The 24,877-nt window shown below is 43.3% G+C and carries 26 protein-coding genes; 8 read left to right on the top strand and 18 right to left on the bottom strand.

Features of this window, described 5'->3' with window-relative positions; translation table 11 throughout:
• Positions 1–132: 132 nt before the first annotated feature.
• Complete coding sequence (nadB, locus tag EP181_RS03965; protein WP_172959687.1) at positions 133–1,824, top strand: L-aspartate oxidase; 1,692 nt, start codon at positions 133–135, stop codon at positions 1,822–1,824.
• A 148-nt stretch (positions 1,825–1,972) separates the two neighbouring features.
• Here the strand turns inward: nadB and EP181_RS03960 are convergent, their stop codons facing one another.
• The gene (locus EP181_RS03960) at positions 1,973–2,536 is read right to left on the bottom strand and encodes a chemotaxis protein CheW (protein ID WP_127470507.1); all 564 of its coding nucleotides are present in this window, start codon (positions 2,534–2,536) and stop codon (positions 1,973–1,975) included.
• 188 nt (positions 2,537–2,724) lie between these two features.
• On the opposite strand from EP181_RS03960, the gene ygfZ reads away from it, so the two are divergent.
• Positions 2,725–3,828: a CAF17-like 4Fe-4S cluster assembly/insertion protein YgfZ gene (gene ygfZ / locus EP181_RS03955; RefSeq protein ID WP_127470506.1), complete on the top strand. Its 1,104-nt coding sequence runs from the start codon at positions 2,725–2,727 to the stop codon at positions 3,826–3,828.
• 34 nt (positions 3,829–3,862) lie between these two features.
• On the opposite strand, the gene EP181_RS03950 is transcribed toward ygfZ, so the two are convergent.
• From EP181_RS03950 to aroC, 4 genes are all read right to left on the bottom strand, one after another.
• The gene (locus tag EP181_RS03950) at positions 3,863–6,295 is read right to left on the bottom strand and encodes a methyl-accepting chemotaxis protein (RefSeq protein ID WP_127470505.1); all 2,433 of its coding nucleotides are present in this window, start codon (positions 6,293–6,295) and stop codon (positions 3,863–3,865) included.
• A gap of 103 nt (positions 6,296–6,398) precedes the next feature.
• Positions 6,399–6,794 carry a lactoylglutathione lyase gene (gene gloA, locus EP181_RS03945; RefSeq protein WP_127470504.1) on the bottom strand — a complete coding sequence of 132 codons (396 nt, stop codon included), beginning with the start codon at positions 6,792–6,794 and terminating at the stop codon, positions 6,399–6,401.
• 40 nt (positions 6,795–6,834) lie between these two features.
• The gene (locus EP181_RS03940) at positions 6,835–7,971 is read right to left on the bottom strand and encodes an MFS transporter (protein ID WP_232023508.1); all 1,137 of its coding nucleotides are present in this window, start codon (positions 7,969–7,971) and stop codon (positions 6,835–6,837) included.
• Between the two features lie 104 nt (positions 7,972–8,075).
• Positions 8,076–9,170 (bottom strand): chorismate synthase, encoded by a 1,095-nt coding sequence (aroC, locus tag EP181_RS03935; RefSeq protein WP_127470502.1) that lies wholly within the window; start codon positions 9,168–9,170, stop codon positions 8,076–8,078.
• 191 nt (positions 9,171–9,361) lie between these two features.
• On the opposite strand from aroC, the gene EP181_RS03930 reads away from it, so the two are divergent.
• On the top strand, positions 9,362–9,706 hold the full coding sequence (locus EP181_RS03930) for an acyl-CoA thioesterase (protein WP_232023561.1): 345 nt from the start codon (positions 9,362–9,364) through the stop codon (positions 9,704–9,706).
• Between the two features lie 49 nt (positions 9,707–9,755).
• Here the strand turns inward: EP181_RS03930 and EP181_RS03925 are convergent, their stop codons facing one another.
• The 5 genes from EP181_RS03925 to EP181_RS03905 all read right to left on the bottom strand — a co-directional run bounded on the left by EP181_RS03925 (position 9,756) and on the right by EP181_RS03905 (position 15,003).
• Positions 9,756–10,367: a lipocalin family protein gene (locus EP181_RS03925; protein WP_127470501.1), complete on the bottom strand. Its 612-nt coding sequence runs from the start codon at positions 10,365–10,367 to the stop codon at positions 9,756–9,758.
• Positions 10,368–10,563: 196 nt separating this feature from the next.
• Positions 10,564–11,421 carry a DUF6279 family lipoprotein gene (locus EP181_RS03920; protein ID WP_127470500.1) on the bottom strand — a complete coding sequence of 286 codons (858 nt, stop codon included), beginning with the start codon at positions 11,419–11,421 and terminating at the stop codon, positions 10,564–10,566.
• Positions 11,422–11,624: 203 nt separating this feature from the next.
• Positions 11,625–12,854 carry a methyl-accepting chemotaxis protein gene (locus EP181_RS03915; RefSeq protein WP_127470499.1) on the bottom strand — a complete coding sequence of 410 codons (1,230 nt, stop codon included), beginning with the start codon at positions 12,852–12,854 and terminating at the stop codon, positions 11,625–11,627.
• A gap of 160 nt (positions 12,855–13,014) precedes the next feature.
• Positions 13,015–14,109 carry a protein-glutamate methylesterase/protein-glutamine glutaminase gene (locus EP181_RS03910; RefSeq protein ID WP_232023560.1) on the bottom strand — a complete coding sequence of 365 codons (1,095 nt, stop codon included), beginning with the start codon at positions 14,107–14,109 and terminating at the stop codon, positions 13,015–13,017.
• Positions 14,110–14,175: 66 nt separating this feature from the next.
• A complete protein-coding gene (locus tag EP181_RS03905; RefSeq protein ID WP_127470497.1) occupies positions 14,176–15,003 on the bottom strand; it encodes a CheR family methyltransferase in 828 nt (275 codons plus the stop codon).
• Between the two features lie 262 nt (positions 15,004–15,265).
• On the opposite strand from EP181_RS03905, the gene EP181_RS03900 reads away from it, so the two are divergent.
• From EP181_RS03900 to EP181_RS03880, 5 genes are all read left to right on the top strand, one after another.
• A complete protein-coding gene (locus tag EP181_RS03900; RefSeq protein ID WP_127470496.1) occupies positions 15,266–16,261 on the top strand; it encodes a hypothetical protein in 996 nt (331 codons plus the stop codon).
• 146 nt (positions 16,262–16,407) lie between these two features.
• Positions 16,408–16,929: a chemotaxis protein CheW gene (locus EP181_RS03895; RefSeq protein WP_127470495.1), complete on the top strand. Its 522-nt coding sequence runs from the start codon at positions 16,408–16,410 to the stop codon at positions 16,927–16,929.
• 90 nt (positions 16,930–17,019) lie between these two features.
• Positions 17,020–17,391: a response regulator gene (locus EP181_RS03890; RefSeq protein ID WP_269471153.1), complete on the top strand. Its 372-nt coding sequence runs from the start codon at positions 17,020–17,022 to the stop codon at positions 17,389–17,391.
• A 33-nt stretch (positions 17,392–17,424) separates the two neighbouring features.
• Complete coding sequence (locus EP181_RS03885; protein ID WP_127470494.1) at positions 17,425–17,700, top strand: STAS domain-containing protein; 276 nt, start codon at positions 17,425–17,427, stop codon at positions 17,698–17,700.
• Between the two features lie 120 nt (positions 17,701–17,820).
• Positions 17,821–18,114, top strand: coding sequence for an EscU/YscU/HrcU family type III secretion system export apparatus switch protein (locus EP181_RS03880; RefSeq protein WP_127470493.1), 294 nt, complete (start codon positions 17,821–17,823; stop codon positions 18,112–18,114).
• Here the strand turns inward: EP181_RS03880 and EP181_RS03875 are convergent.
• From EP181_RS03875 to flhF, 8 genes are all read right to left on the bottom strand, one after another.
• A complete protein-coding gene (locus tag EP181_RS03875; protein WP_127470492.1) occupies positions 18,111–18,614 on the bottom strand; it encodes a chemotaxis protein CheW in 504 nt (167 codons plus the stop codon). The two genes, EP181_RS03880 and EP181_RS03875, sit on opposite strands and share 4 nt — an antisense overlap.
• A 19-nt stretch (positions 18,615–18,633) precedes the next feature.
• Complete coding sequence (locus EP181_RS03870) at positions 18,634–20,715, bottom strand: chemotaxis protein CheA (RefSeq protein ID WP_127470491.1); 2,082 nt, start codon at positions 20,713–20,715, stop codon at positions 18,634–18,636.
• 116 nt (positions 20,716–20,831) lie between these two features.
• On the bottom strand, positions 20,832–21,122 hold the full coding sequence (locus EP181_RS12645; RefSeq protein ID WP_269471152.1) for a protein phosphatase CheZ: 291 nt from the start codon (positions 21,120–21,122) through the stop codon (positions 20,832–20,834).
• Positions 21,107–21,514 carry a protein phosphatase CheZ gene (locus EP181_RS12640; protein WP_269471151.1) on the bottom strand — a complete coding sequence of 136 codons (408 nt, stop codon included), beginning with the start codon at positions 21,512–21,514 and terminating at the stop codon, positions 21,107–21,109. Before EP181_RS12640 ends, EP181_RS12645 begins: the two co-directional genes overlap by 16 nt.
• A gap of 86 nt (positions 21,515–21,600) precedes the next feature.
• A complete protein-coding gene (locus tag EP181_RS03860; protein ID WP_127470490.1) occupies positions 21,601–22,005 on the bottom strand; it encodes a chemotaxis response regulator CheY in 405 nt (134 codons plus the stop codon).
• A gap of 76 nt (positions 22,006–22,081) precedes the next feature.
• A complete protein-coding gene (locus EP181_RS03855; RefSeq protein WP_127470489.1) occupies positions 22,082–22,807 on the bottom strand; it encodes an RNA polymerase sigma factor FliA in 726 nt (241 codons plus the stop codon).
• Positions 22,808–22,815: 8 nt separating this feature from the next.
• A complete protein-coding gene (locus EP181_RS03850) occupies positions 22,816–23,694 on the bottom strand; it encodes a MinD/ParA family protein (protein ID WP_127470488.1) in 879 nt (292 codons plus the stop codon).
• Positions 23,684–24,877, bottom strand: coding sequence for a flagellar biosynthesis GTPase FlhF (gene flhF, locus EP181_RS03845; RefSeq protein ID WP_127470487.1), 1,194 nt, complete (start codon positions 24,875–24,877; stop codon positions 23,684–23,686). Before flhF ends, EP181_RS03850 begins: the two co-directional genes overlap by 11 nt.

Here is a 24,877-nt window from a genome sequence, read left to right as displayed (position 1 = left end):
GATTCTGGCAACCACTAATAAAGCCTTCCAGACAACCACCAGGCCTGGTGGGATTGGCGTTTGCGTTTGGCAAGTTATAATATGCTACTATTAGTTTTTTATTCAAGGGCATGGCCACAAAAGGTTGAGCAAATGACGCAGACAATCAACTCCACCCCCAAAAAATCGGCACCCAAAAAAACCGACAAGACCACGCAGGCCAAAGCGACTAAGCAGAGTTTGCGTACACAAGTATTGGTGATTGGCAGCGGCATTGCAGGCCTGTCTTTGGCCTTAAAACTGGCGGGTAAACCGGGTGGTCACCAAGTAATGATCCTGGCCAAAGCGGCGCTTTCTGAGGGCAGCACCAATTACGCCCAAGGTGGTATTGCGGCAGTATTAGACCCATTTGATAGCATTGAAGCTCATATTGCCGACACTATAGACGCAGGTGCTGGTCTGTGCGACCCAAAAGCAGTCGCCGTGGTGGCTACTCATGCCGCCGAAGCAATTGCCGAATTAATTGATTTGGGCGTGCCATTTAGCAAAATAAACAAGCTCGAAAACAGCACAGCCCACACCGTCAGTCATTTTCCGTTTCACTTAACACAAGAAGGCGGCCACAGTCATCGACGCGTGATACACGCCGCCGACCACACGGGTCAATCGGTGTTAGACATTTTAATCAAAGCAGTAAAAACCCATCCTAACATTACATTATTGCCCGAACACATATCCATCGATTTAATATTAAATCCCAAACGAACTCGATGTGTTGGCGCTTATGCACTCAATAAAAAAGCCAAAAAAGTGATGGATATTACCGCCGACTTTACCGTGTTGGCCACCGGTGGCGCAAGCAAAACGTACCTTTACACCAGCAACCCAGACACGTCGACTGGCGACGGCATTGCCATGGCTTGGCGTGCTGGCTGTGCGGTGGGTAATATGGAATTTAATCAATTTCACCCTACGTGCTTATTTCACCCAAAAGATCGTTCATTTTTAATAAGTGAGGCGGTGCGAGGTGAAGGCGGCATATTACGCTTGCCAGACGGCACGGCTTTTATGACACAGTACGATGAACGTGGCGATTTAGCACCCCGCGACATTGTGGCGCGCGCTATTGACCAAGAAATGAAAAAGCACGGTATTGATTGCGTGTATTTAGACATCACTCACCAGCCCAAAGACTTTTTAAAAGCGCACTTTCCCACTATTTATGAGCGGTGTTTAAAGGTTGGCATTGACATAAGCCAAGAGCAGATTCCAGTCGTCCCTGCGGCTCATTACACCTGCGGAGGTGTCGTTACCGATTTAGAAGGCCGAACCACCTTAACAGGATTGTACGCCATTGGCGAAACCGCTTACACCGGACTGCATGGAGCCAACCGTCTGGCCAGCAACTCATTAGCCGAAGGTTTGGTGTTTGCTAAAATGGCGCATTTAAGCATTGAAAAAGCCTTTAAAACCCACCAGCCTATCACGCAAATCATCAAGTCTTGGGACACCACGGGCATAACTGAACCTAAAGAAAAAGTACTTATTTCGCACGATTGGGACGAAGTCCGTAGAGTGATGTGGGATTATGTAGGCATTGTGCGCACCAATAAACGTCTAAAGCGTGCGCGGCAACGGATTCGTAATTTACATAAAGAGGTGCATGAGTATTATCGTCAACATACGCTATCAAGCGATTTGCTAGAGTTACGCAATTTAGTATTAGTAGCCGAACTCATGGTAATGAGCGCACAACGCCGTCGAGAAAGTCGAGGCTTGCATTACAATTTGGACTATCCACACACGCATAAAACAGCCAAACCTACTGTATTGCAACCTAAGTGACGTGTTCTAAACCTGAGCGTTTATAAGTGCATGATGTTAACTTTGTTTAACTTTGCCAGCCTTAAATTTTATCAAGGCGGCATTGTTAAAATAGCCCATTATTACCCCATCTTAGCACTGCATAATAATGTTAACTAAAGGAAGGTTACTAAGGGGCTTCATTAGTAGTTGTTGCGTCCTGAAAAGAATCAATTAACACACTCTGCAGTAAATTTTCAGAAGCCAATTTATCAATATCAATCACAATTACCATGCGTCCTTTTACAGCAGGTTTGTCGTCATCAGCGCGACTGTGAACCATACTTTGCTGACCCTTTTCATCGTATATAGTGGTTAAACCTAATACAAACTGGTTTTCAACCGACGACGAAATATCCGGTGGTGATTGCAAGTTATTAACATCAAACTGGTGAACATCTGACACAGCATCGACCACTAGTCCAACCACTTTTTCACCTTGTGATGTGAGTACATGCACCACAATGACTACCGTAGTTCCATTGTAACTAAGCGGTAACTTAAATTTTTCACGTAAGTCAATAATAGGCACAACCGTACCGCGTAAGTCGACCACACCTTTTACATAAGGCGGCACACTGGGCAAAGGACTGGGAGTTTCCCAGCCACGAATTTCTTGCACTCGCAAAATTTCAACTGCAAATTCTTCGCGCCCTAGCTTAAAGGTCAAAAACTCTTTATTTAATGTAGACACCCTAACTCTCCAGTTTATGACAGTTGATTTTTAATAAACGTCATACTAACCATAAATCAAACAAAATTCAAATAACGCCTTAACCCAGTCATAAGTATTTTTTGACAATCTCAATTTTACAACGTATTTTGTGATTACAAACGAATGTTGTATCATCAGCGCACTTAATACTAAATAAAGGTTTTAACATGCCAACGATTGCAACCGCTGACGATTCAGCCGCAACAAACTCAACTTGGCTCGATTTTTTAAACAGCCAACACGCTCAATGGAATGTCGATGGAACCATCAACAGCTTTGGCCAACCCGAATTAGAGCATTACTTAGTTAAGCACGGCCCGGTTTTGGCCAATTTGAGTCATCAAGCATTGCTAAAAATATCGGGCAACGATGCAACCAGTTTTTTACAAGGCCAGCTCACCAACGACTTACATCAAGTAACAGAGCAACTCGCTCAGTTATCGGCTTACTGCGACCCAAAAGGTCAAGTATTAGCGATTTTTTTAATTTTTAAACATCAAGATGCATTTTATTTAACGTTTGAAAACTCACTTAAAGAGTCCATTTTAAAACGTTTAAAAATGTTTGTGATGCGTGCCGACGTGCAAATTACTGACATGGCCAACACTCTCATTCAAATTGGCTACGCAGGTGAGTTTGCAGATGTGGACATTCAACGTCGATTAAACACCAAAGTTAAAAACACCTATGAAACCGGCCACATTGACCTTGATGGCATGCGTGATGTGCTGGTCGTTAAGGTACCAGGCCCTTATCACAAGTACGCCATACTTGGCCCAGTTGAACAAATTATTAACGTATGGACACTGTTAAAAGCCACCTGTGACGTTACCAATAACTCCGATTGGAATTTATTAGACATCGCCGCCGGCATACCCGAAGTAAACAGTTCAACCAGCGGGCAATTTATTGCACAATTTTTGAACTTGGATAAATTAGACGCCATTAACTTTAAAAAAGGCTGTTTTCCAGGACAAGAAATAATCGCCCGCGTACATTATCGTGGCAAAGTTACCAAACGCATGCTACGAGTGCACTTAGAAGAAGAAATGCCCCTAAGTCCAGGTGATGTACTCACGTTAAACGACTCCAACGGCCGAAACCACAATTTTGACGTAATTAAGGCGCAACGAGATATTTTTAGCGGCACTTTATGTCTAGCCATTGGTACATTAAAGTCACTTGACGCCGTTGAAGGCAACTTAATAAGTCAAAGTGGCAAAGCGGCTATTATTGAACCGCTGCCTTACTCTATTACCGACGACGAGTAAACAAACCACGGCGCACCATTAAGTGCGCCATAGGTTACGGACGAACAATTTTAAATTCAGACATCCTCTGAGTTAACACATTAGCTTGCTCTTTTAAGCTCTCTGCCGCCGCCGAGGTTTCTTCAACCAATGCGGCATTTTGTTGAGTTACATCATCCATTAAACTTAAGGCTTGATTCACTTCCCCCACTCCTCGCGCTTGCTCGGATGAGGTATTCGCAATGTTAGCAATCATACCGGTCACCTCAGAAATACTAACATTCATTTTACTCAAAACCTGCTCCGACTCTCCCGCTAAATGGGTTCCGCGATTAATAAGAGCAATGCTGTTACCAATGAGCAAATTAATATCTTTAGCTGCATCGGCCGATTTCTGTGCCAAGTTGCGTACTTCAGAAGCCACTACCGCAAAACCACGCCCATGCTCACCGGCTCGCGCCGCCTCGACAGCGGCGTTTAGCGCTAATAAATTGGTTTGAAAAGCGATACTGTCAATCAAAGTTACAATTTCACCAATTTTATGACTCGATGCCTGAATTTCATTCATAGCTTCAATGGTATCGTGCATAACTTTACCCGCTATTTTTGAGTTATTCTCAAGCTCATGCTCTAAGTGATCAACGGTTACAGCGTTTTCGGCATTGTTTTTAATGGCGGCGTTCATCTCTTCCATGGTCGCAGATGTTTGCTCCATTGATGCGGCTTGCTGCTGCACACTATCGCTTAAACTTTGTGATCCCAATGCCACTTCATCCGCTGCGCCGGCTACTGTATTGGCCGACACCATAACACCATAAATAGTACGATTTAAATGCTCTGCATTTTGGTTAATTGCAGTTTTTAAAGCCAATAAGTCGCCTAAGCATTCCACCTCAACCCTTTGAGTTAAATCGCCCTGACTTTGCGCCAACATCACTTTACTAATGTCTTGAATCACTTCGTCTAAATTATTTAAGGTTTGATTAATGGCCTTCTTAAGCATCGCCAACTCACCTTGAGCTGCGGTTTGCACACGATGTTGAAACACGCCATTAGAGACTTGTTGCATCACATTATTGGTTTGACTTAAGGTGCTGTTTAAGCTTTGCATTGCCACAGATGTGTCTTGTAAGATGCTGGCAAACACCCCTTTTGCATCCTGGTTAATCTCAATATTAAACTCACCTTGTTTAAGTTTATCAATGGCTTTGCCTATTTCACTGATCATTCCACTCACGTTTTCGGCACTTTGGTTAATGCCGTCTTGCAATAAACGCAAATCTCCAACGTAACGCCCTTGAATACGCTGTTGTAAATTACCCGACGCCAAAGCCGCTACGGCACCATTGGCTTCATTGATGGCGCTGCTCACGCGATCAAGATGGTGATTAATGGCTTGCGCTGTTTGCCCTACTTCATCGCGGGTTTTTATAGTGCTTCGCATACTAAAATCACCGGTGTCTTCAATTAAAAACATGGTTTTTTTCAAACTTTCTAATGGCTTAACCACTAAACGAATAACGCTTAACAACAACACCGTTGCCAATAGAATAATGGCACCCACTACACTTAACAACGTTAACCAGGCCTGGTTCTTTGCTTGTGTTACATATTGAGTAAAAACAGTTTTATCTTGAATAAAGACCTGACGTCCAAAAACTTGACCTTCTTGATCGTACGCCGGCAAATCGACTACCACCGAATCACCTTGTAAATACACCGCCGAATTTTGGCCATCTACCGGACGATAAACCTGCTTAGCAAGCGCAATGACTTCGGGTGAAAACCATTTATTATTAGCCAACACATAGCGCGGCGTTACCGAATCTAAAGTTTCAATGGCTTTAGAATAACCACTTTTTTTAGCGTATTCTGTATCAATTAACATGACCCAAGCACCCGAGTGCTCTTGACTAAAATCGCGTGAAATAGAGCCTACCCCTTGCACCATAGTCGCCAAACCAATGATATTTTTTTCGACCAACACTGGACTGATAGAGGTAATGACCACACCACGCTGTCCAAAACCTAGCGACCCTTTGGCCTGCTTGGACTCCAATACAGTTTTAACCAATGAGTCTTGGCTAACGTCTTTAGGTTCACCTTGCAAATCCCAAGAGCGCAATACAGATTGACCCTGCGGGGTAATAATTTCGCTAAAAATTCCCTTAAAGTTGGTTTTAGCTTCGTAGTCGGCTTTTAAGGTTTTAAAACTTGCCTTGAGCGGATCGTAGTATTGGTCTAACAAAGCTTGCTGAGTTTCAAACTGCAATGAAATCATTGTAGCGCCAATAATGCCGCTTTGAATTTTGAGGTCTATTTTGCCGTCAATAAATTGAGCCATCTGCACTTTTAGCGTGTCTTGAGCTTTGGCGTTAACCGGGCTAACTTGAGTGATGTACAGCACAGAGCCCACCGCGATAGACACTACCGTGGCTACCACGACCGATATGGCCATAACTTTGGCTTTTAAAGAATGAAATTGCATATTAACTCCTTGTTTTAATTACGGTACCCTAAAGCGACCAGGCCTGGTCAAATCCATAAACCTTATAACTCATAAACCCAGTGTTATCTCGATTTAGACAAAATTAAACGCGAACGTGATTTTCACCAATAAATTCAATTTGATAACCGTCTGGATCGGCGCAAAACGCAATAATGGTCGTACCTGCGTTCATCGGACCGGCTTCACGAATAATCTTACCGCCAGCCTCTTTGACCGCTTGCGCTGTGGCATAAACATCCGGCACTTCAATAGCAATGTGGCCATAGGCGTTGCCTAGGGTATAAGTGTCCACCCCCCAATTGTAGGTAAGCTCTAAAACGGTGTGCCCTTCTTCGTTGCCGTAGCCCAAAAAAGCCAACGTAAATTCGCCTTGTGGGTACTCTTTTTGGCGTAACAGCGTCATGCCAAGCACTTGGGTGTAAAACGCAATGGATTTTTCTAAATTGCCCACGCGTAACATGGTGTGTAATAAACGCATTGTTCATCTCCTAGTTTATAATTCTTGAATGTTTCAAATCTTAGCGCACCCAGCGATACGCAATCAAAAACGCCAGCATTACGCTCAGGGCACTTAATACATAACTTAATTGCGCCCCGCCGTACGCCCAAGCGTATCCGGCCAATAACATACCCAATGCGCCACCCAAACCGTGGCTGGAGGCGGCAAAAACAGCCTGTCCTTTGCCCTGATGCGCGCCGCTAAAATGTTCATTAATTAAGTGAATTGCAGCGGCGTGAAACAATCCAAAACTGGCCGCATGCAATAATTGCGCCACTGTCATCCAACCCAAAGAGTCGGCCAAATAGGAGTTCATTAACCAGCGCACGGCGGTGAGTGCCACGCTGACTAAAATAAGCCAGCGCACCGTGGCGTGTTTAAAAATGGTGCGCATGTAAAAAAACACCGCTACTTCGGCCAACACGCCCAACGCCCATAACCAGGCGATGGTGGTTTTATCAAACCCAAGGCCGCTTAAATGGATGGTAAAAAAGCCGTAATACACGCCGTGCGACAGCTGAACCAAAAAGCTCACCACCAGCAAACTTAATACCGTTGGCTGGCGCAAGATGACCCAAAAGTTTTGCGACTGCGTAACCGCTGGAGCCTTATGTGTGTCTTTGACTAAAAAGGCGCTTAACCACACCAACGCCAGCAAAATCAACAAATCCCATGGCAGTACGCGCACTGAGAACGTCTCAATTTGCCAACCCACCGCAAGCACCGCAACAATAAAGCCTACCGAACCCCAAAGCCTAATTTGCCCATAACGGTGTTTATCGTCGCCCAAACAGCCAAAGGTATACGATTCAAACTGCGGCAATGAAGCGTGCCAAAAAAAACTAAAAAACAAAATGCTAAAAAACAGTCCCCAAAACTGTTCAAACCACACCAAGCCCAGCGCGGCCAGCAAACACAAACCGGTCGCCAAACGCACCCATTTAATACTGTGGCCAGAGCGATCGGCCAACCAGCCCCAAATATTGGGCGCTATAATTTTAGTGCCCAGCAACACCGCCAATAGCTGACCGATTTGAACCGGCGTAAACTGCAACGTTTGCAAATACAAACCCAGGTAAGGCAGCAATGCGCCCAGCACACTAAAATAAAAAAGTAGTGTAATGATAAACGCGAATAGGCCGATTGATACGTGCACGGTTTTACAATATCCACAAATGGGCATCTCAATTAACCAGGCCTGCTGGTTTTACATAAGACGTATTTAAACGTTTATAGGTGTTTATAGGTGTTTATAGATGTTTAAGGGTGCATTAAATCCATCATCGGCGCGACTACATCGGCATTTTGTGCGCGGTTTCGCATAAAATGATCCAGCAACACAATCGCCATTTGCGCCTCCGCAATAGGGGTGGCTCTAATGCCCACGCACGGGTCGTGGCGGCCTTTAGTGACCATCTCAATCGCTTCGCCCTGCGTGTTGATGCTTTTACCTGGGGTCATAATGCTCGATGTGGGCTTAAGGGCGATGTGCGCCACAATGTCTTGACCGGTTGAAATTCCGCCCAAAATTCCACCCGAGTGATTAGACAGGAAGCCTTCTGGTGCCATTTCATCGCGGTGTTGCGTGCCGCGTTGACCCGCCACGGCAAAACCGTCGCCAATCTCGACCCCTTTTACCGCGTTAATGCTCATTAAGGCGTGAGCTAAATCGGCGTCTAAGCGGTCAAACACTGGCTCGCCTAAACCCACAGGGACGTTTTTTGCCACCAAGGTAATTTTGGCACCCACCGAATCTTTTTGTTTAAGCAGATTGTCCATGTACAGTCTAATTTCTTCGGACTTAACCGCGTCTGGACAAAAGTATTCGTTGTCGTTGTCAAACGGCCAGGTGACGTTTTCGATTTTAATAGGGCCTAACTGCGACAAAAAGCCTTTTATTTCAACGCCTAAACGCTCTTTAAGGTATTTTTTAGCAATCGCTCCTGCGGCCACGCGCATGGCGGTTTCACGCGCGGAGGAACGTCCGCCGCCGCGATAATCTCTAAAACCGTACTTTTGGGTGTAAGTGTAGTCGGCGTGCGAAGGACGAAAGGTTTCCGCCACTTTAGAGTAGTCACCCGAACGCTGGTCGGTATTGTGAATAATCATGCCAATGGGAGTGCCGGTGGTTTTGCCTTCAAACACGCCCGACAAAATCTGCACCACATCGTCTTCACGTCGCGCCGTGGCGTGCTTTGAAGTCCCGGGTTTACGGCGATCAAGCTCTAGTTGAATGTCGGCCTCACACAACGCAAGTCCTGGTGGACAGCCGTCCACAATACAGCCTAACGCCAAACCGTGGCTTTCGCCAAACGTGGTCACTTTAAAATTTTGTCCCAGCGTATTTCCAGACATAAACGAATTTCTCTACTATTGGTTATAATCGTCATATTCTACCTAAAACCCACCGCATTGCATACCAAGCCACTGCAAGCAAACGGCAACAAGTAAACAATAACAAAGGCCACACGCATGAACTGGCAAACCCAAAACCCTTTTATTGTGCCCTACCAAGTGCAGGCCGGTGATTTAGACTTTTGAACCACGTGAACAATAAGGCGTATTTGGCCTGGATGGAAGAGGCGGCTTGGGCGCATAGCGTGTCGGTGGGCATTACTCATGAGCTGCAAAGCCAGCTCAATCGTATTATGGCGGTGTATCAACACCAAATGCGCTATTTGGCGAGCTGTTATTTAAACGATCAACTGCTGATCGGCACGTGGATTGGCAAACAAACCGGTCGCTGCTTGCGCGATCGCCACACGCAAATTATTAGAGTGCGCGATGCCAAAACGGTTTTTAGCGCCACCACCACCTTTGTCTGCATTGATTTACAAACCCACCAACCTAAAGCGATTCCTAACGAGTTTATTGAGCCATACCAAACTTAAACCGTTGTAACCGGTTTTAACCAGGCCTGGTCAAATCATTTTTATACGCTTACTGACAGGTACGCAATTCAATCCATTTTTGCCTATCAATCCCTAGCGCACTGGCGGCTTCAAAATACGCTTGGCATTGGCTCGCACTCGGCGTAGTAGAGCGCGCCAGTATCCATGCATAGTCTAAATTAGGACCAATCACCAAGGCCATTTGGTAGTTTTCATCTAGTTTTGTGATGTTGTAGCCACCGTAAAATGGGCCAAAAAATGACACTTTTAAGCGACCAATGTCGGGCGTTTCGACAAAATACGCTTTACCCTCAGCGCTTTTAGCTTGGCCAGTCAATTGGTTAACGCCTTGATTGATGACCCTAACGCCACCATCTTCACGCATAGAGTAGGTGGCCGACACGTCAATTAAATCGCGTTCAAAACTGTGATCTAAGCGCGCAATTTCATGCCACACACCTAAATAACGTGGCAAATCAAATTGTGTAACGGGGACAACTTTGTCTGGTAACTGAGTGCATCCACTTAAGCTGGTTAACGACCCTAGGGTTGCTAAGGCCACAAAAGCGGTAAATACGCTCGCCAATGACAACTTAAGACGATTTAACGGTTTAGCACCATCGGTTTTAGTCACTTCTTTAAAACGTTGTTTTTTAAACATGGTTATAGGCCTTTTAACAATTTTTAAACTTATATGAAAAAGCCTTACACGAGTGAGCTGCGAAAGAAAAATAAGGGAAAATTTACCTGATTTTTAACCATTTCTATTCGCGCAGACACTCCTGCAAAGCTCTCTGTAAGCACCTCAACTTACCCCAGTTGATTCTTGGAGTAACCAAGGAGCACCCAAATACTTTTTATTGACGCGACAATGCTCGAGCATCGTCAGCCAATTCTAATAACGTTTCTTTAAAAGTCTGTTTCTGCTTAGCATTAAAACTCTTCGAAAGCTCGCTCAGCAAGACCAGTATGCGCTTTTGGTTATGGGAAAACTTGCTCTGCTGCTCTGGCGACTGGTGGGCTTTTCGGTTTAACAACAGCGAAGAAACCGACTCTTTAAATGACAATTGATTATTTCGAGTGTGCAATATAGCCATAAAATGAGATTCCCAAGTCATTCTAGAGTGCAAAAAATCTGCGCCCATCAAAGGAAATTCTTGCGACCATTGAGTAATTTTTTCAACTTGTTCTAGCGTTAAATCGCCACTAAAACGTTCAATAAATCGTTGCATTTTTTCTGCTCGCACTGAACGTTGTTCGGCCTGAGAAATATCAATAAATTTAGACTGATACTCTTGATTAACAGTAAAAAACTGACCTTGTAATTGAATAATTTGTGCATCATCAAGCTCAAACATCACATCAGTGAGTGGATTGCTTACCTGCAACAAGGCCTGGTCTAAAAAGCCTTCTAGCTGAGTTTGAAAAGCTTGCAGCTCGGCCACAGACAAATAGTCGTCTGAGGCTTTAGCAATATCTTCAAAAAAATCGGCGTAGTGCGGCAGTGCCTGCTGGCGATGCCATTCCAAAAATCGAGTTAAACGCGACTCAAACAACTGCGTTTGCTCGGGTGTTAGGCGAACAAAGTCATCAAGATACCAAGCGGTAAGCCAATCTAACTGGTTGTAAACCAACTTTACCGTGCAACCACTCATAAGTGTAACCAACACAGTTAATAACAGCCACTTTTGCCAGACTTTAAATACCAACGTCATGGTGCTTTTACTCCTAAAAATCTTTACCTTTGATAGGGCTAAATACCCTTAAGGTAAAGTTTGGATATTAAGACCGACAGTCCATTCACACAAAGATTTCTTTTAAATGCCCATTGAAATAACAGTAACATTAAAAACACAAAAACCCGTATAACGGGTTTTTGTGAAGATTAAAATTTTGGAAACCTTAGCACTTTGGCCGATTAAAACAACTCAATCTCACCTTCATCCATGCTAACAGTACTAACACGACTCATGCGACTGTTTTCAATTTGCTGGCGTGAACTGTGAATTTTTTGTCTAAACCCCTCAATACGTGCTTTATGCTCCTCTTCAGACAAAGCCGGATTAGACTTATTTTCTTCTAAAAATAGACTAATTTCGCGTGAAAATTGATTTAAATTTCGCAAATGATTCATTACCTGCTCTACCAGTTGGCGCACTATGTCTTCAAATTGCAGTGAGCGTACTGCATTAGAAACACTGCGCTCAATCTCGGTAATCATGCCAGATAAATCGCCCAGCTTATCCGAAATTCCGCCATTCATCGATTCCAAATCCCCTAGCATACTGCTGACTTTGGTTTGTGATGACACAGCGTGTTCCATGTCTTTACTGGCGGTTTCGCTCACAATGTGGCGCACTTGGTCAACCGTTAGACGCGCTTTTTCAGCCTGTTTACGAATTTGCTCGTTTAACACGTTTGAATTAAGTGATAGTTTACGTACTTCATCGGCCACTACGGCAAAACCACGACCCGCTTCACCCGCACGAGCCGCTTCGATAGCCGCATTTAATGCCAACAAGTTGGTTTGGTCTGCAATGCCTTTAACGTCTTCGAGCAAGGTAAAAATCGCTTCAATCTGCCCAATCATATCGTCAATTTTAGCGACAGTCTGATTGCTTCGTTGACTTGCATTAGTCAGTAAATCAATTAAATATTGCAGTACCGAGGTAATTTCAGTTGAAAACTTTTGAATGCTCATTTCATTAGCGTCATTACCGCCACCTAAATTGTCCAATAATGACACCACCAATTTGTACTCAGACTGGGTTTGCTCATGTAAACCAGAAAAGCTGCCATTAAGTGTTTCAATAGCTTCAGAAACCAATGATTTAACTTGCATTAACTCTTCTTGAACAACGCCGACCTCTTGTCCAATGACCGCATCAACGTCATTCATAATCAGTTGTAATGATTCATCTACCGTTTGCACTCGAACCACTACTTGATTACTTTGAGCACCTACTGGGGCATGCTCCTGTTTGGCCAAACGACCAGGCCTGGCAATTATTGCCACTAAAAAAGACCAGTAAAAAGACACAACAACCAGCATGACTACGCCAATATAAGGCACTTCTAGTACAGTTAAAGCCACGCCAATCAGCGTTAGTAACCAAGCAGACCAATAGGCTTTTATGATTTGAAGCATAACATTCTTCCTTAAATTTAAGTTCGTTGCCAAGGTCGGTAACGCTTGTACGCCTTAATATGGCATGCGACTTGATTTGGATTTAAAATTTCTACAAATCATTGAAAGCAGTAAATATGCCAAATTTTAAACCCTAAGCCGCAATCCGCCACCAATCGACTTAATGGCTTGCTAAATCTAAGATTTTTTGGGCGATGACTTCTAACGAAAGAATGTAATCTGCTGCACCTAACTTAACCGCTTCACCTGGCATTCCCCAGACAACACTGGTTTTTTCGTCTTGGGCAATGGTTGACGCGCCTGCCTCCTGCAACTCCTTCATTCCCAAAGCACCGTCAGCACCCATTCCTGTCAAAAGAACGCCAATAGCATTAGGGCCGACGTTTTGAGTAACCGAACGAAACATCACGTCTACCGATGGCTTATGACGGTTAACCGGCGGTCCATCGTGCAAGCGGCACACATAGCGAGCACCGTCGCGCTCCACCAATAAATGCTTATCGCCGGGAGCAATATAGGCGTGTCCCGGCAAGATTTGCTGACCATCTTCCGCCTGGCAAACAGTCATCTCGGACACGGTATTCATACGCTTGGCAAAGGGTAAGCTAAACGCCGCGGGTATATGCTGGGTAATCACCATACCAGGGGTATTAGCCGGTAAACGCATTAACACCTCTTTAATGGCTTCTGTTCCACCGGTTGAAGCACCTAAGGCAATGATTTTGTCGGTCGTTCTAAAATGACGACTGTTAAAGGCTTTTTTCTCAAGAACGGCATCGGTTGTTAATTTATTAGGCACCCCAAGCGTACGTGAATCAACCGAAGAAGGTAACGCTCTAGAAACAATGGGACGCGCGTTGCTGTTGGCTACATACCGATTGTATTGACGCTCGAGCATTTGGCGATTAACACGTGCGGCCGTTTTAACCTTGGTGCAAATTTCTTGTGTGTATTCTTCAAACGTGTTGACCAAATCAATTTTGGGCTTTGTAACAAAATCAACAGCTCCCAAATCCATCGCCTCAAAGGTTACATCAGCACCTTTTTCGGTCAAAGTAGACACCATTACCACCGGCATAGGATGAAGACGCATTAAGTTTTTTAAAAACGTCACCCCATCCATGCGGGGCATCTCAACGTCAAGAGTGAGCACGTCGGGATGAAGCTCTTTAATTTTTTCGCGTGCAATAAATGGATCAGACGCCGTACCCACCACTTCTAAAGCAGGGTCAGAAGACAACATCTCTTGAAGCATTTTGCGCACTAAGGCGGAGTCATCAACAATTAATACTCTTATTGGATTTCCCACAATCTTTCCCTTTTAGTTTATTTTTTTATAAATAGTTTGGCCTAGCAACTCGAAACGGTCACACACCTTGTACAGTGATTCTGAATGACCGATAAATAAGTAACCGTGCTCGGGTAGTTTATCGGCATAACGATTAAATAATTTGGTTTGCGTAGGCTTGTCAAAATAAATAACCACATTGCGACAAAAAATAACATCAATCGAGTCTTTTAAAGGCCAATCGTTCATTAAGTTAATTTGTCCAAACTCAATAATCTGTTGCAGTTCAGACTTTACCCTTACAAACCCTTCATTTGCACCGCTGCCTTTTAAAAACCAACGTTTTTTACGCGACTCAGTCACCCCTTTTAAACGTTCATCTTTATACACCCCATCAATGGCTGTTTGCACCACCGTAGTGTCTAAATCGGTTGCAATTACTTTGGCATCCCAACCGGCGGGTACACATTCCTTTAAAACAATGGCAATCGAATAAGGTTCTTCACCCGTAGAACAACCGGCTGACCATATACGAATTTTTTTACTGCCACTGTTCTTTTTAAGTAATTGAGGAATAACGGTCTGAGCTAAATAGTCAAAGTGATGATTTTCTCTGAAAAAGAACGTTAAATTAGTGGTGATTGCATTAATAAGCTGAACAAACTCTTGCTCTCCTTGTGCAACCACAAAATCTAAATAGTCATCAAAACTTTGCATACCCAAAAAACGAATTCTTTTTGCTAAGCGGTTATAAACTAAATTCTTTTTTGAATCGTTTAAATCAATTCCAGCAAAATCGTAAACCAACTTTTGAACTCTTGAAAAATCGGCTTGGGTAAAATCAAACTCTCTATCGCTCATAGTGCACTCATTTCTGTGATGTCTTTTTGACAATCCAACCACTCTGTTTGGACAATTTTTGGACAATTTTTAATTTCATGGTTTAATTATTTTGCTCACTATAATACGAATGTTAACGGTTGCAAGCAAAACTCACTTATTCCACACTAGAACCACTACATCAAGCGGAAAAAACATGGCGAACATTTCCAGCCACTTTAGCGGAACGCACTCGGCTGTCTCTGCAAACAATGCTACGCCAAACGCGTCTCTTGGCCTTGCCATGTTTAAAGTTGGCCAACAACTTACGGTTAATATTTTGCAAACACAAGGGCAAAATGTTCAACTTACCCTTGGTAACCAAACCTATGTCGCCCATGCAAAAGAGCCAATAACTCAAACAGGTACCTTGCAAGTTCAGGTTAAACAGACCCAACCAACGCTTGAGCTGGTCATTTTAAACCCAAACAAAACCACAAGCACAAGTAATCCAACCCCGCAAAACAGTCAAACACTTCAGACATTACAACTTGCATACCGGCAGTTTTACCCTAATCAAACCGCTATAACACAGGTTTTTCAACAACTCAGCTTACTGCCAACATTGCCCAGTGCGTTACAGGGCACTATTAATCAATTAATGGACTCAATGCTTAAGCCACAAAGCCAAACCCTTAGCACCAAAGAGCTGCAACAAAAGCTGGCTGACAGCGGACTTTTTTTAGAATCTAAACTAGCGCAACCGAGCAAAGGTTCACCCCAAACCGATATTAAGGCGTTACTGCTTAAACTTCAACAGCAGACGCTCAATGAACAAAATCTCAAACCTACTTCGGCGCTGACGCAGCTTTCAAGTACACTCACGCAAGCCATTAATCGGTTAACCGTTCAACAATTGCAAATGATAGAAAATCCAAACATTATTCCATTTGAGCTTCCCGTAGAAAGCCATAAGACAGTCGAAAAAATCAGCCTAGAATTTCGCCACAACACCCAAAACAGTGAAAGCATCTGGGAGGTTTACATGGATTTAACCCTGCCAAACGGCCAATTAAGCACTAAAATTACTTTGCAAAGCACCCAAGGCGCCCAAGAGGTAAACTGCTATTTATGGTGCGAAACACCGCAACTGCAGCAACAAATTAGTGATAATTTAACAAAATTACAGCAACAATTTTCCGACAACCAATTAAACCTTAGAAACTTACAAATTATCCCCATTAAACCCAGTAAAAGCGTGGCCTCTACTAAAATAGCTTTAATTGACATTCACATTTAACAAACGTGCACACAGAGACAAATTAAGATAGCTTAGTTAAAATTTCGAGTTATCCAGTAAATAAAAACTAGACGTTTAATATTGAATCGGTTAGTTTAACCAATAAATTGCATTTACTTAGCATCAACCTAAAAGAGACTCTTTTCATGGACAATAATCTTGACTCTATTCAAGGACAAATCGAACAACGCACCCACGATGATCAAGTACTCAGCTTTGTTTTAGGCAATGAAGAATACGGTGTTGATATTTTAAGAGTTCAGGAAATTAAAGGGTGGGAAAAAACCACTGCAATTCCTAACAGTCCAAACTACGTTATGGGTGTTATCAATTTACGCGGTGCAGTTGTGCCCATTATTGATTTAAGAGTCCGCTTTGGGCTAGAAAATGTCACTTACAATGAATCGACCGTTGTTATTATTGTTAGATCTGAAGACCATGACGGTTCGCAAAAAATTATTGGCTTAGTGGTTGATGGCGTTTCTGATGTGTATGCATTTAACCGTGCTGGACTGCAATCAACCCCAGAAATGTCAGGCACTGTGCATACAGATTACGTGAATGGATTGGCCACCGTAGGTGACAAAATGGTCATAATCTTACACGTTGACCATCTCATTAATGATGGCATTTTGGCCGCGATTAAAAAAACAATTCCAAGCGATTAAGCGGGTTATAATTAGCGCCATCTATTCGTAAATTAACGTTATTAATAAAACAAAGAAGTGGTTAAACAAAACTACTTCCAAACCATTACAGTGAGAACAAAAGATGTCAAAATCTTAGCCGTCGATGATTCTAAATCAATGAGACAAATGGTCAGCATGTCACTTAAGTCTGCAGGACATGACGTTACAGAAGCCGAAGACGGCGCCATCGCCTTGAGCATTGCCAAACAAAATCAATTTGACTTAATTGTCACTGACATTAACATGCCCAATATGAATGGAATTGAATTGGTTACGGCGTTAAGAGCCATGCCTAATTACAAATTTACCCCTATTTTATGCCTAACCACTGAGTCATCAGGCGACATGAAAACCAAGGGTAAAGAAGCCGGTGCTACTGGCTGGATTGTAAAACCTTTTAGCCCCGAAAAATTACTGTCTGTAATTGACCGTGTTTTGTAATTTGACCAAGCTTAGACTAATGCAGGTAAAACGATGAGCAATATAATCACTCTTCCAGAAAATATGACTATTCATCAAATAGATCAACATTTCAACGTGTTAAATCAGCAGTTTATGGACTCGGATGAAGTTATTACTATTGATGCAGCACTCATTGAGGCCATTGATACAGCAGGCCTACAAACCTTGCTTTTACTGGTTCAAAATGCATTGCAAAACAGCAAACAAATTTCTTGGTTAAATACACCAGATGTTTTATTAAATGCCGCCCAAAAATTGGGTTTATCAGAAGGGTTGACACTGTCTTAATTTTTTAAGCTTTAAGGCACTGATAAAATTTAAAACACCAATTTAAAAAAGAGCACAAAATGCTCTTTTTTTATGTCATTTTTGGGGTTATTCAATACAGCGTAGTTTTGGATCTTTATTATGAAACCACCCGCCCCACGCCTATCTGACAAAGTGGCCATTACTCTGCAATATGAGGGAGATGGCCCGCCAAAAGTGACTGCCAAAGGTTCTGGCTTTATAGCCGATGAAATCATAAAGATGGCTCAGGCTCACAACATTCCTATTCAAAAAAACGCGCCACTTCTTGGCTTGTTAAGCCAAGTAGAGCTTAATCAAGAAATCCCCGAAGAGCTCTTTGAAGCAGTCGTTCAAGTGCTCGTTTTTGCTTATCAACTCAGCGGCAAAGAAATTCCAAATCATTCCAAAAACTAATCTAAATCCCCAAACATATTGTCTACATCAATTAATATAATTACATTTTTTTGAAAATGAGCAATACCCTGAATATAACGTGACGCGTTCTCTTTGGTAGACGATAACGGCTCAAACTGCTTTTCAGGAATGTCTTTTACTTCCATTACAAAATCAACTAACATACCCACTGTTCGCTCATCATCAAGCTCAACAATAATAATACGCGATACATCGTTAATGGACTTTGCCGCCATGCCATACACTGCACGAGTGTCTAATACGGTAACAATCACACCTCGTACATTAATAACACCTAACACATTGCGCGGTGTACCCGGTACTTTGCGAATAGTGCCAACGCGGAGAACTTCACGAATTTTTTTAACGTGAATTCCATAAATTTCATTCTCTAATGTAAACAAAACACAGCGCGCGCTAGGACCCAAGTAAGCCCCTTCTTCATCCGAATCATTTAACACAAATTTAGAGTCAACCAAGTTTTCGCTGCTTAATCTCATGACAATACTCTCCTAGCCCTTAATACTGAAAGCGCTGAACGACGCCAGGCATGTCTAAAATTAAAGCAATATTTCCATTGCCTGTAATGGTGGCACCAGCATAACCATAAACCTTTTTCAACATGACGCCTAACGGTTTAATCACCACTTCTTCCTGTCCGTTTACCTGATCAACCACGATGCCAACACGCTGATTACCAATGGATACAATCACCACTTTATCGCCTTCATAATCATCTTTTACACTTTCAGGTGATAACCAGTCGGCTAAAAAGAACAGCGGAACACTTTTTTCACGCAGACGTACCATCATCTGCCCATCAATTTTATTGGTTTGCTCAGATTTATAGTCAAATATCTCTTGCACACTGGTTAATGGAATAGCATAGCTGTCGTTTTTAAATGACACCATTAATGTGGGCAAAATGGCCAATGTTAATGGCACTCTTATACTGATTTGCGTACCTTCGCCTAATACAGAATTAATATCAATGCTGCCATTAAGTTTAGCAATCATGGTTTTTACCACATCCATGCCCACGCCTCGACCCGATATGTCACTTACAACTTCTGCGGTCGAAAAACCAGCGGCCATAATAAGTTGAAAAGCCGCTTTATCATCCAATTGATTGGCCGCCATTTCATCCATCATGCCTTTTTCAACGGCTTTTCGTCTCAATATAACAGGATCCATTCCTTTGCCATCATCGGTAATCGACAATAAAATATGATCACCTTCTTGCTGAGCCGATAAGACGACCGTTCCACAACGTGGCTTACCTTTGGCCGCTCGCTCATCAGGCATTTCAATGCCATGATCCACTGAATTTCTTACTAAATGCACTAAAGGATCGGCCAATGCCTCAACCAAATTCTTATCTAAATCGGTCTCTTCACCTTTAAGCTCTAATTCAATCTCTTTGCCCAGCTTACGTGCTAAATCACGAACCACACGGGGAAAGCGTCCAAAAACCTTTTTAACAGGTTGCATCCGCGTCTTCATCACCGATGCTTGCAAATCCGTAGTGACATGATCTAAATTAGCCACTGCATTTGATAAGTCCTCGTTCTTGGCCTCTGTACCTCGCAAGGTAAGCAGACGATTACGCACCAAAACCAGTTCACCCACTAAATTCATAATTTCATCTAAACGACGAGTGTCCACTCGAACCGTTGATTCGGTGGCATTTTTACCCGCGGCATTGGCGACACTTTTTACATCACCATCGTCCTCTACTGAGTTAGATACGGGCTTTTTACGCGCAACTTCAACCGGTTTAATAGGGGCTTTAGCAACAATAGGCTCAACCTCTGCTTCTAATTGACTGCTTAATTCAAACATGTCCCGCTGGTTAAGCAAAGCCTCAAATTCATCATCCGAAATATCACCATCCGGATCTAAATTGGGACTTAATTGCAACCCCGAGGCCGGTTGACTGCTCGACGGCCTCGCCTGACTAGGCTCTAAGGTTGCGCGTTGATTAAGCAAAGCCTCAAACTCTTCATCGGTCATATCGCCATCAGGGTCAACGCCTTCTGGCAAACTCAAAGCCACTGGCGTACTCGACTGAGCAGCAAGCAAACTTCCGCCTTGACGCTGTTGCAATAAGGATTCAAACTCTTCATCAGTCATATCGCCGTCAGGGTCTAAACCGGGTGCCAACTGCAAGGTGGGTTGAACCGTATTTGAAGCGACACCCAAATCGGGCAAATGAGCAACCTGTGGGCGGGTTAATTCGTCTAACTCTTTAAGCAAACTAGGTTGGTTTTCGGGCAACTCGCGTTCTCCATCTTTTAACAACTCAATAGAATCGTTAATGACATCAAACGCTCTCAAAATGACATCTGCCGCTACGGCGTCATAATCAACTTCACCGTTACGAATTTTGTCAAAAACGTTTTCCGCACGATGGCATACCTCAATCAGCGGCTTGACCCCTAAAAACCCTGCTCCGCCTTTAATGGTATGAAACCCTCTAAATACGGCGTTGAGCAAATTTTCATCTGATGGTGAATTCTCTAACTCCACTAACTGCTCATTAAGTTGCTCAACCAGTTCAGAAGCTTCAACTAAAAAGTCTTGTAAAATTTCTTCATCCACAATGCTCACCCCTTTGGAAATAACAGATGGGACTTAACCCAAAAGCAGACTGTTCTTATTTCACAATATTAAGCAAGCAATGTGCCACTCGCATAATCACAACACCTTACAAACGACTAAATGCCTAGCTGACTCAGTAAATCATCAACATCATCCTGCGAACCAGCCGAATCGGTCTTAGAGGCCTGAGTCACATTAGGCCCAATGCCTTGCGCTTGATTTTTTTGCTGCTGTTCCAGAGTTTCTACTCTTGCCGGAATGGCGTTGTAATCGTGACCCGAGCGACTGATTAAGTCGACCAAACTTTGCTCTAACGACGATATGATTAAAATGACACGATTCAGTACTTGCCCAGTTAAATCTTGAAATGACTGTGCGAGCATAATGGTCGTTAATTCATTTTGCACTTGATTGAGTAATGCTTGAACTGACCAGGCCTGGTCATTTGATAAAAAGTTTTAAGCGACTCTTCTAAATTTTCCAAACTTGAAAGCGCCTGCTCGGCGCTGTTTAACGTAGTGTTACTGGCGTCTTCGGTGGCCGAAATAACATATTGCAAGCGCTCGGTGGCATCAGGAATGTCGTGTTTTGTTTGAATTAACAACGAGTCATCATGGTTTAAATCATCTAATGTTTTATGCAAGTTCTGAGTTAAATGACTTAACTGCTGGTAGAGCTCTGAAGTTCTCAGCTGAGTAATCTCATCTAATAATTCGCTGCTGCGCTCAGTATCTTGGGCGTTTAAAGCATTTAACAGGGCTTGTACTAAGGCTGGATTAATTTGTGTGGCACCACTCATTTTTTGTTTCCTTAAATAAAAAAAGCCCTATACAAAATAGCATTTGTATAGGGCTTTAGGGCGAAGACCATTGAATAAAGACAGGCTTATTGGTTCTGTCTTTCGGCAACGCGTTCAAATATTTTATGAATTTTTTCGTTTAACGTAGCGGCCGTAAACGGTTTTACAATGTAACCGTCTACTCCTGCTTGTGCGGCTTCTAAAATTTGGCTTCGTTTAGCTTCGGCCGTAATCAATAAAAATGGGGTACTTTTTAAAGCCTCATTAGCTCTTACATTTCTAAGCAAATCAATACCTGTCATTTGCGGCATGTTCCAATCACTGACTATAAAGTCGTATTTTCCCGATTGAATCATTGGCCAGGCGGTTGACCCATCATCAGCCTCATCAAACTTACTAAACCCCAACTCTTTTAATAGGTTTTTAACGATTCGGCGCATGGTTGAAAAATCATCTACCACTAAAATATTCATATCTCTATTAATTTGCATCTCTACTTCCTTCAACTCTGCGGTTAATTGAACTGAACTCAACGTAGTTCAATTTGGCTCTATAATGGATTTGCCGTTACATCCAAGCGGATAAACGTGCTCTAATTCTTTTAATGGCTTGGCTATGAATTTGACTTACGCGTGATTCACTGACGCTCAACACCTCGCCAATTTCTTTTAAATTTAACTCTTCGTCGTAATACAAAGCCATTACCAATTTTTCTTTTTCGGGAAGTTCGGCAATTTCTTTGGCCAATGCGGCTTTAAAACCAGTTTCGGTCAGCTCGGCCAAAGGTGTTTTAAAGTGCCCAATCATACGTTCTTCGGCCAATTCTTCGTGATCTGGCACGTCAATGGACAACAGTTGCGAACCATTCGTATCTTGCAAGATATGATAGTACTCGTCTAACGACACACCTAACTCTTCTGCAATCTCTTCACTGCGCGCTTCACGACCTAACCTAGATTCAACTTTATTAATTGCTTCACTTACCTCACGCGACTTTCGATACACCGAGCGTGGCGTCCAATCACCCTTACGAATTTCATCGAGCATAGCGCCCCGTATACGAATACCCGCGTAAGTTTCAAAACTGGCACCCTGATTGGCGTTAAATTTTTGCATCGCTTCAATAAGACCAATTACGCCCGATTGAATCAAGTCTTCAACAAACACACTGCTGGGTAAACGCCCTTTTAAATGATAGGCAATACGCTTTACCAACGGTAAATACTGCTCTAAATCTTGCACTTCATTAGTGGCTTGACGCTGCACTTGTTCATAGACATGGGTTGCACTCATTGGGCTTCCTAGTGGCTTGATTGAAATAAGTTTTCAACAAAAAACTGCAAATACCCCGTAACCCCTTTGGGTCTTGGCCAAGTTTCTATTTTTTGCGCCATCGCTCTAAAGGCTTTAGCAGACTCGCTGCCCGGCTTAAACAAGGTGACAGGAATCTGTTTTTGTACCGCATCACGCAAATCGTGATCAAATGGCACAGAACCCAAGTAATCAAGACTCACGTCTAAAAACTGCTCGCACACGCGTGCTAGTTTTTCGTAGAGTGCGCGACCGTGCGCTTCAGACTTGCTCATATTGGCCAACAATCTAAAGCGAGTGAGTTGATAGTCACGACTCAGCACTTTAATAAGAGCATATGCGTCTGTAATAGAGGCAGGCTCGTCAGTCACTACCACCACAACCTCTTGCGCGGCTCGGCAAAAACTCACGACACTGTCGGCAATCCCTGCCGCCGTGTCTACAATCAACACATCCAACTCACCATTGAGTTCGGAAAAGGCGTTGATTATTCCAGCATTTTCCATAGCAGTCAATTGCGCCATGCGTCTAACGCCTGACGCAGCCGGAATAATTTTAAGCCCACCCGGACCTTCGACAATAACTTCTTGCAGAGTTTTTAACCCATCTAACACATGCGATAAATTATAAGAGGTGTGAAGACCCAGCATAATATCCACATTTGCCAAGCCCATATCGGCATCCATAAGCAACACGCGATTGCCCAATTTACTGAGCGAAATACCTAGATTAACCGAGACATTTGTTTTACCAACGCCCCCTTTTCCACTGGCCACAGCAATAACTCTTACCGGCTGACTGGCTGGCTGCTTTAGGGCGCTATTGGTGGATTGCATGGCTCGCAGGCCTGCGGCTTGATCATTGAGCATTGGTTATCTCCTTTCCCATTCCCATTCGGAATGCTTGCTCGTTTTCTATGGGTTGTTTGTGTTGTTGACCTAACACAATGGCTCGGTCAATCAGTTCTCTAATACGCACGGTTTCTAAATCTTCTGGCACACGCTGCCCATTCGATAAATAGGCAATGGGCAGCTGCTCTTCAATTAACACCGTTAAAATACTGCCCAACTGCAGCGCCTCATCGACCTTAGTCAATATACAACCTTTTAATACCACCTTGCCAAATGAGCGCACAATGTCTTTCATTACGCTTAATTGTGTGGCCGCAGACATAACCAAGTAATTACGTACACTGGTTAAGCCTTCGTGTCCTGATGTTAATTGCAAGGTAAGTTGCAAATCACGCTGGCTCATGCCGGCGGTGTCAATAAGCACCATTTTCTTATGGCTTAGCGAAGTTAGCAATGCGTACAACTCACCTTGAGAGCTCACTACATGAACGGGAACACTGATTAAATCGGCAAAGGTTTTTAACTGCGCTTGCGCGCCAATTTTATAACAATCTGTCGTGATTAAAGCCAACTGATTTGGACTGTTACGCATCACAAATCGACTCGCCATTTTAGCAATAGTAGTGGTTTTACCCACTCCAGTAGGACCAACTAATGCAATAATTCCACCACGGTCAATAATATCTCGCTCATCAATGGGAATTTGATGTTCCAGCTCACTTAAAATATCTGACCAGGCCTGGTGATTTTTAGTTTGAATATTGGCGACCAGTTTTTGGCTTAAGCCCCAACCTATTCCCAGCTGCAGCAGACGTTTAAGTAATTCGACTTTATGCGGTTCATTTTGTTCGTTTTGTCCCCAAGCCAAACCAGACAACTGATTTTCTAACATAGCGCGCACGGCTTTTAATTCCTCAGCCATGCTTGATAACTGCGGGGATTCCGCAGTCGATGACGGCAAAGTCTGAGCGCGAAAATCTCTTAACGTACTTTCGGGTGAATCGTAACCGCTTCTAGCAACTGAAGCACTTAATTCGGTCGTTTTTTGGAACTGCAGGGCTTCAGGGTCTAATGCCGCAACCACCTCTACACCATCCATAGTCTCTCTGGACGACAAAATAACGGCATCGTCGCCATGCTCTTCTTTAACTAAAATAAGCGCTTGACGCATGGTTGGCGCGAAGTAGCGTTTTATTTGCAC

It is taken from the genome of Thiomicrorhabdus aquaedulcis (assembly GCF_004001325.1).
Classification (GTDB): domain Bacteria; phylum Pseudomonadota; class Gammaproteobacteria; order Thiomicrospirales; family Thiomicrospiraceae; genus Thiomicrorhabdus; species Thiomicrorhabdus aquaedulcis.
Note: the sequence above shows the minus strand (reverse complement) of the source record. Positions and strands in the feature narration are given on the sequence as shown.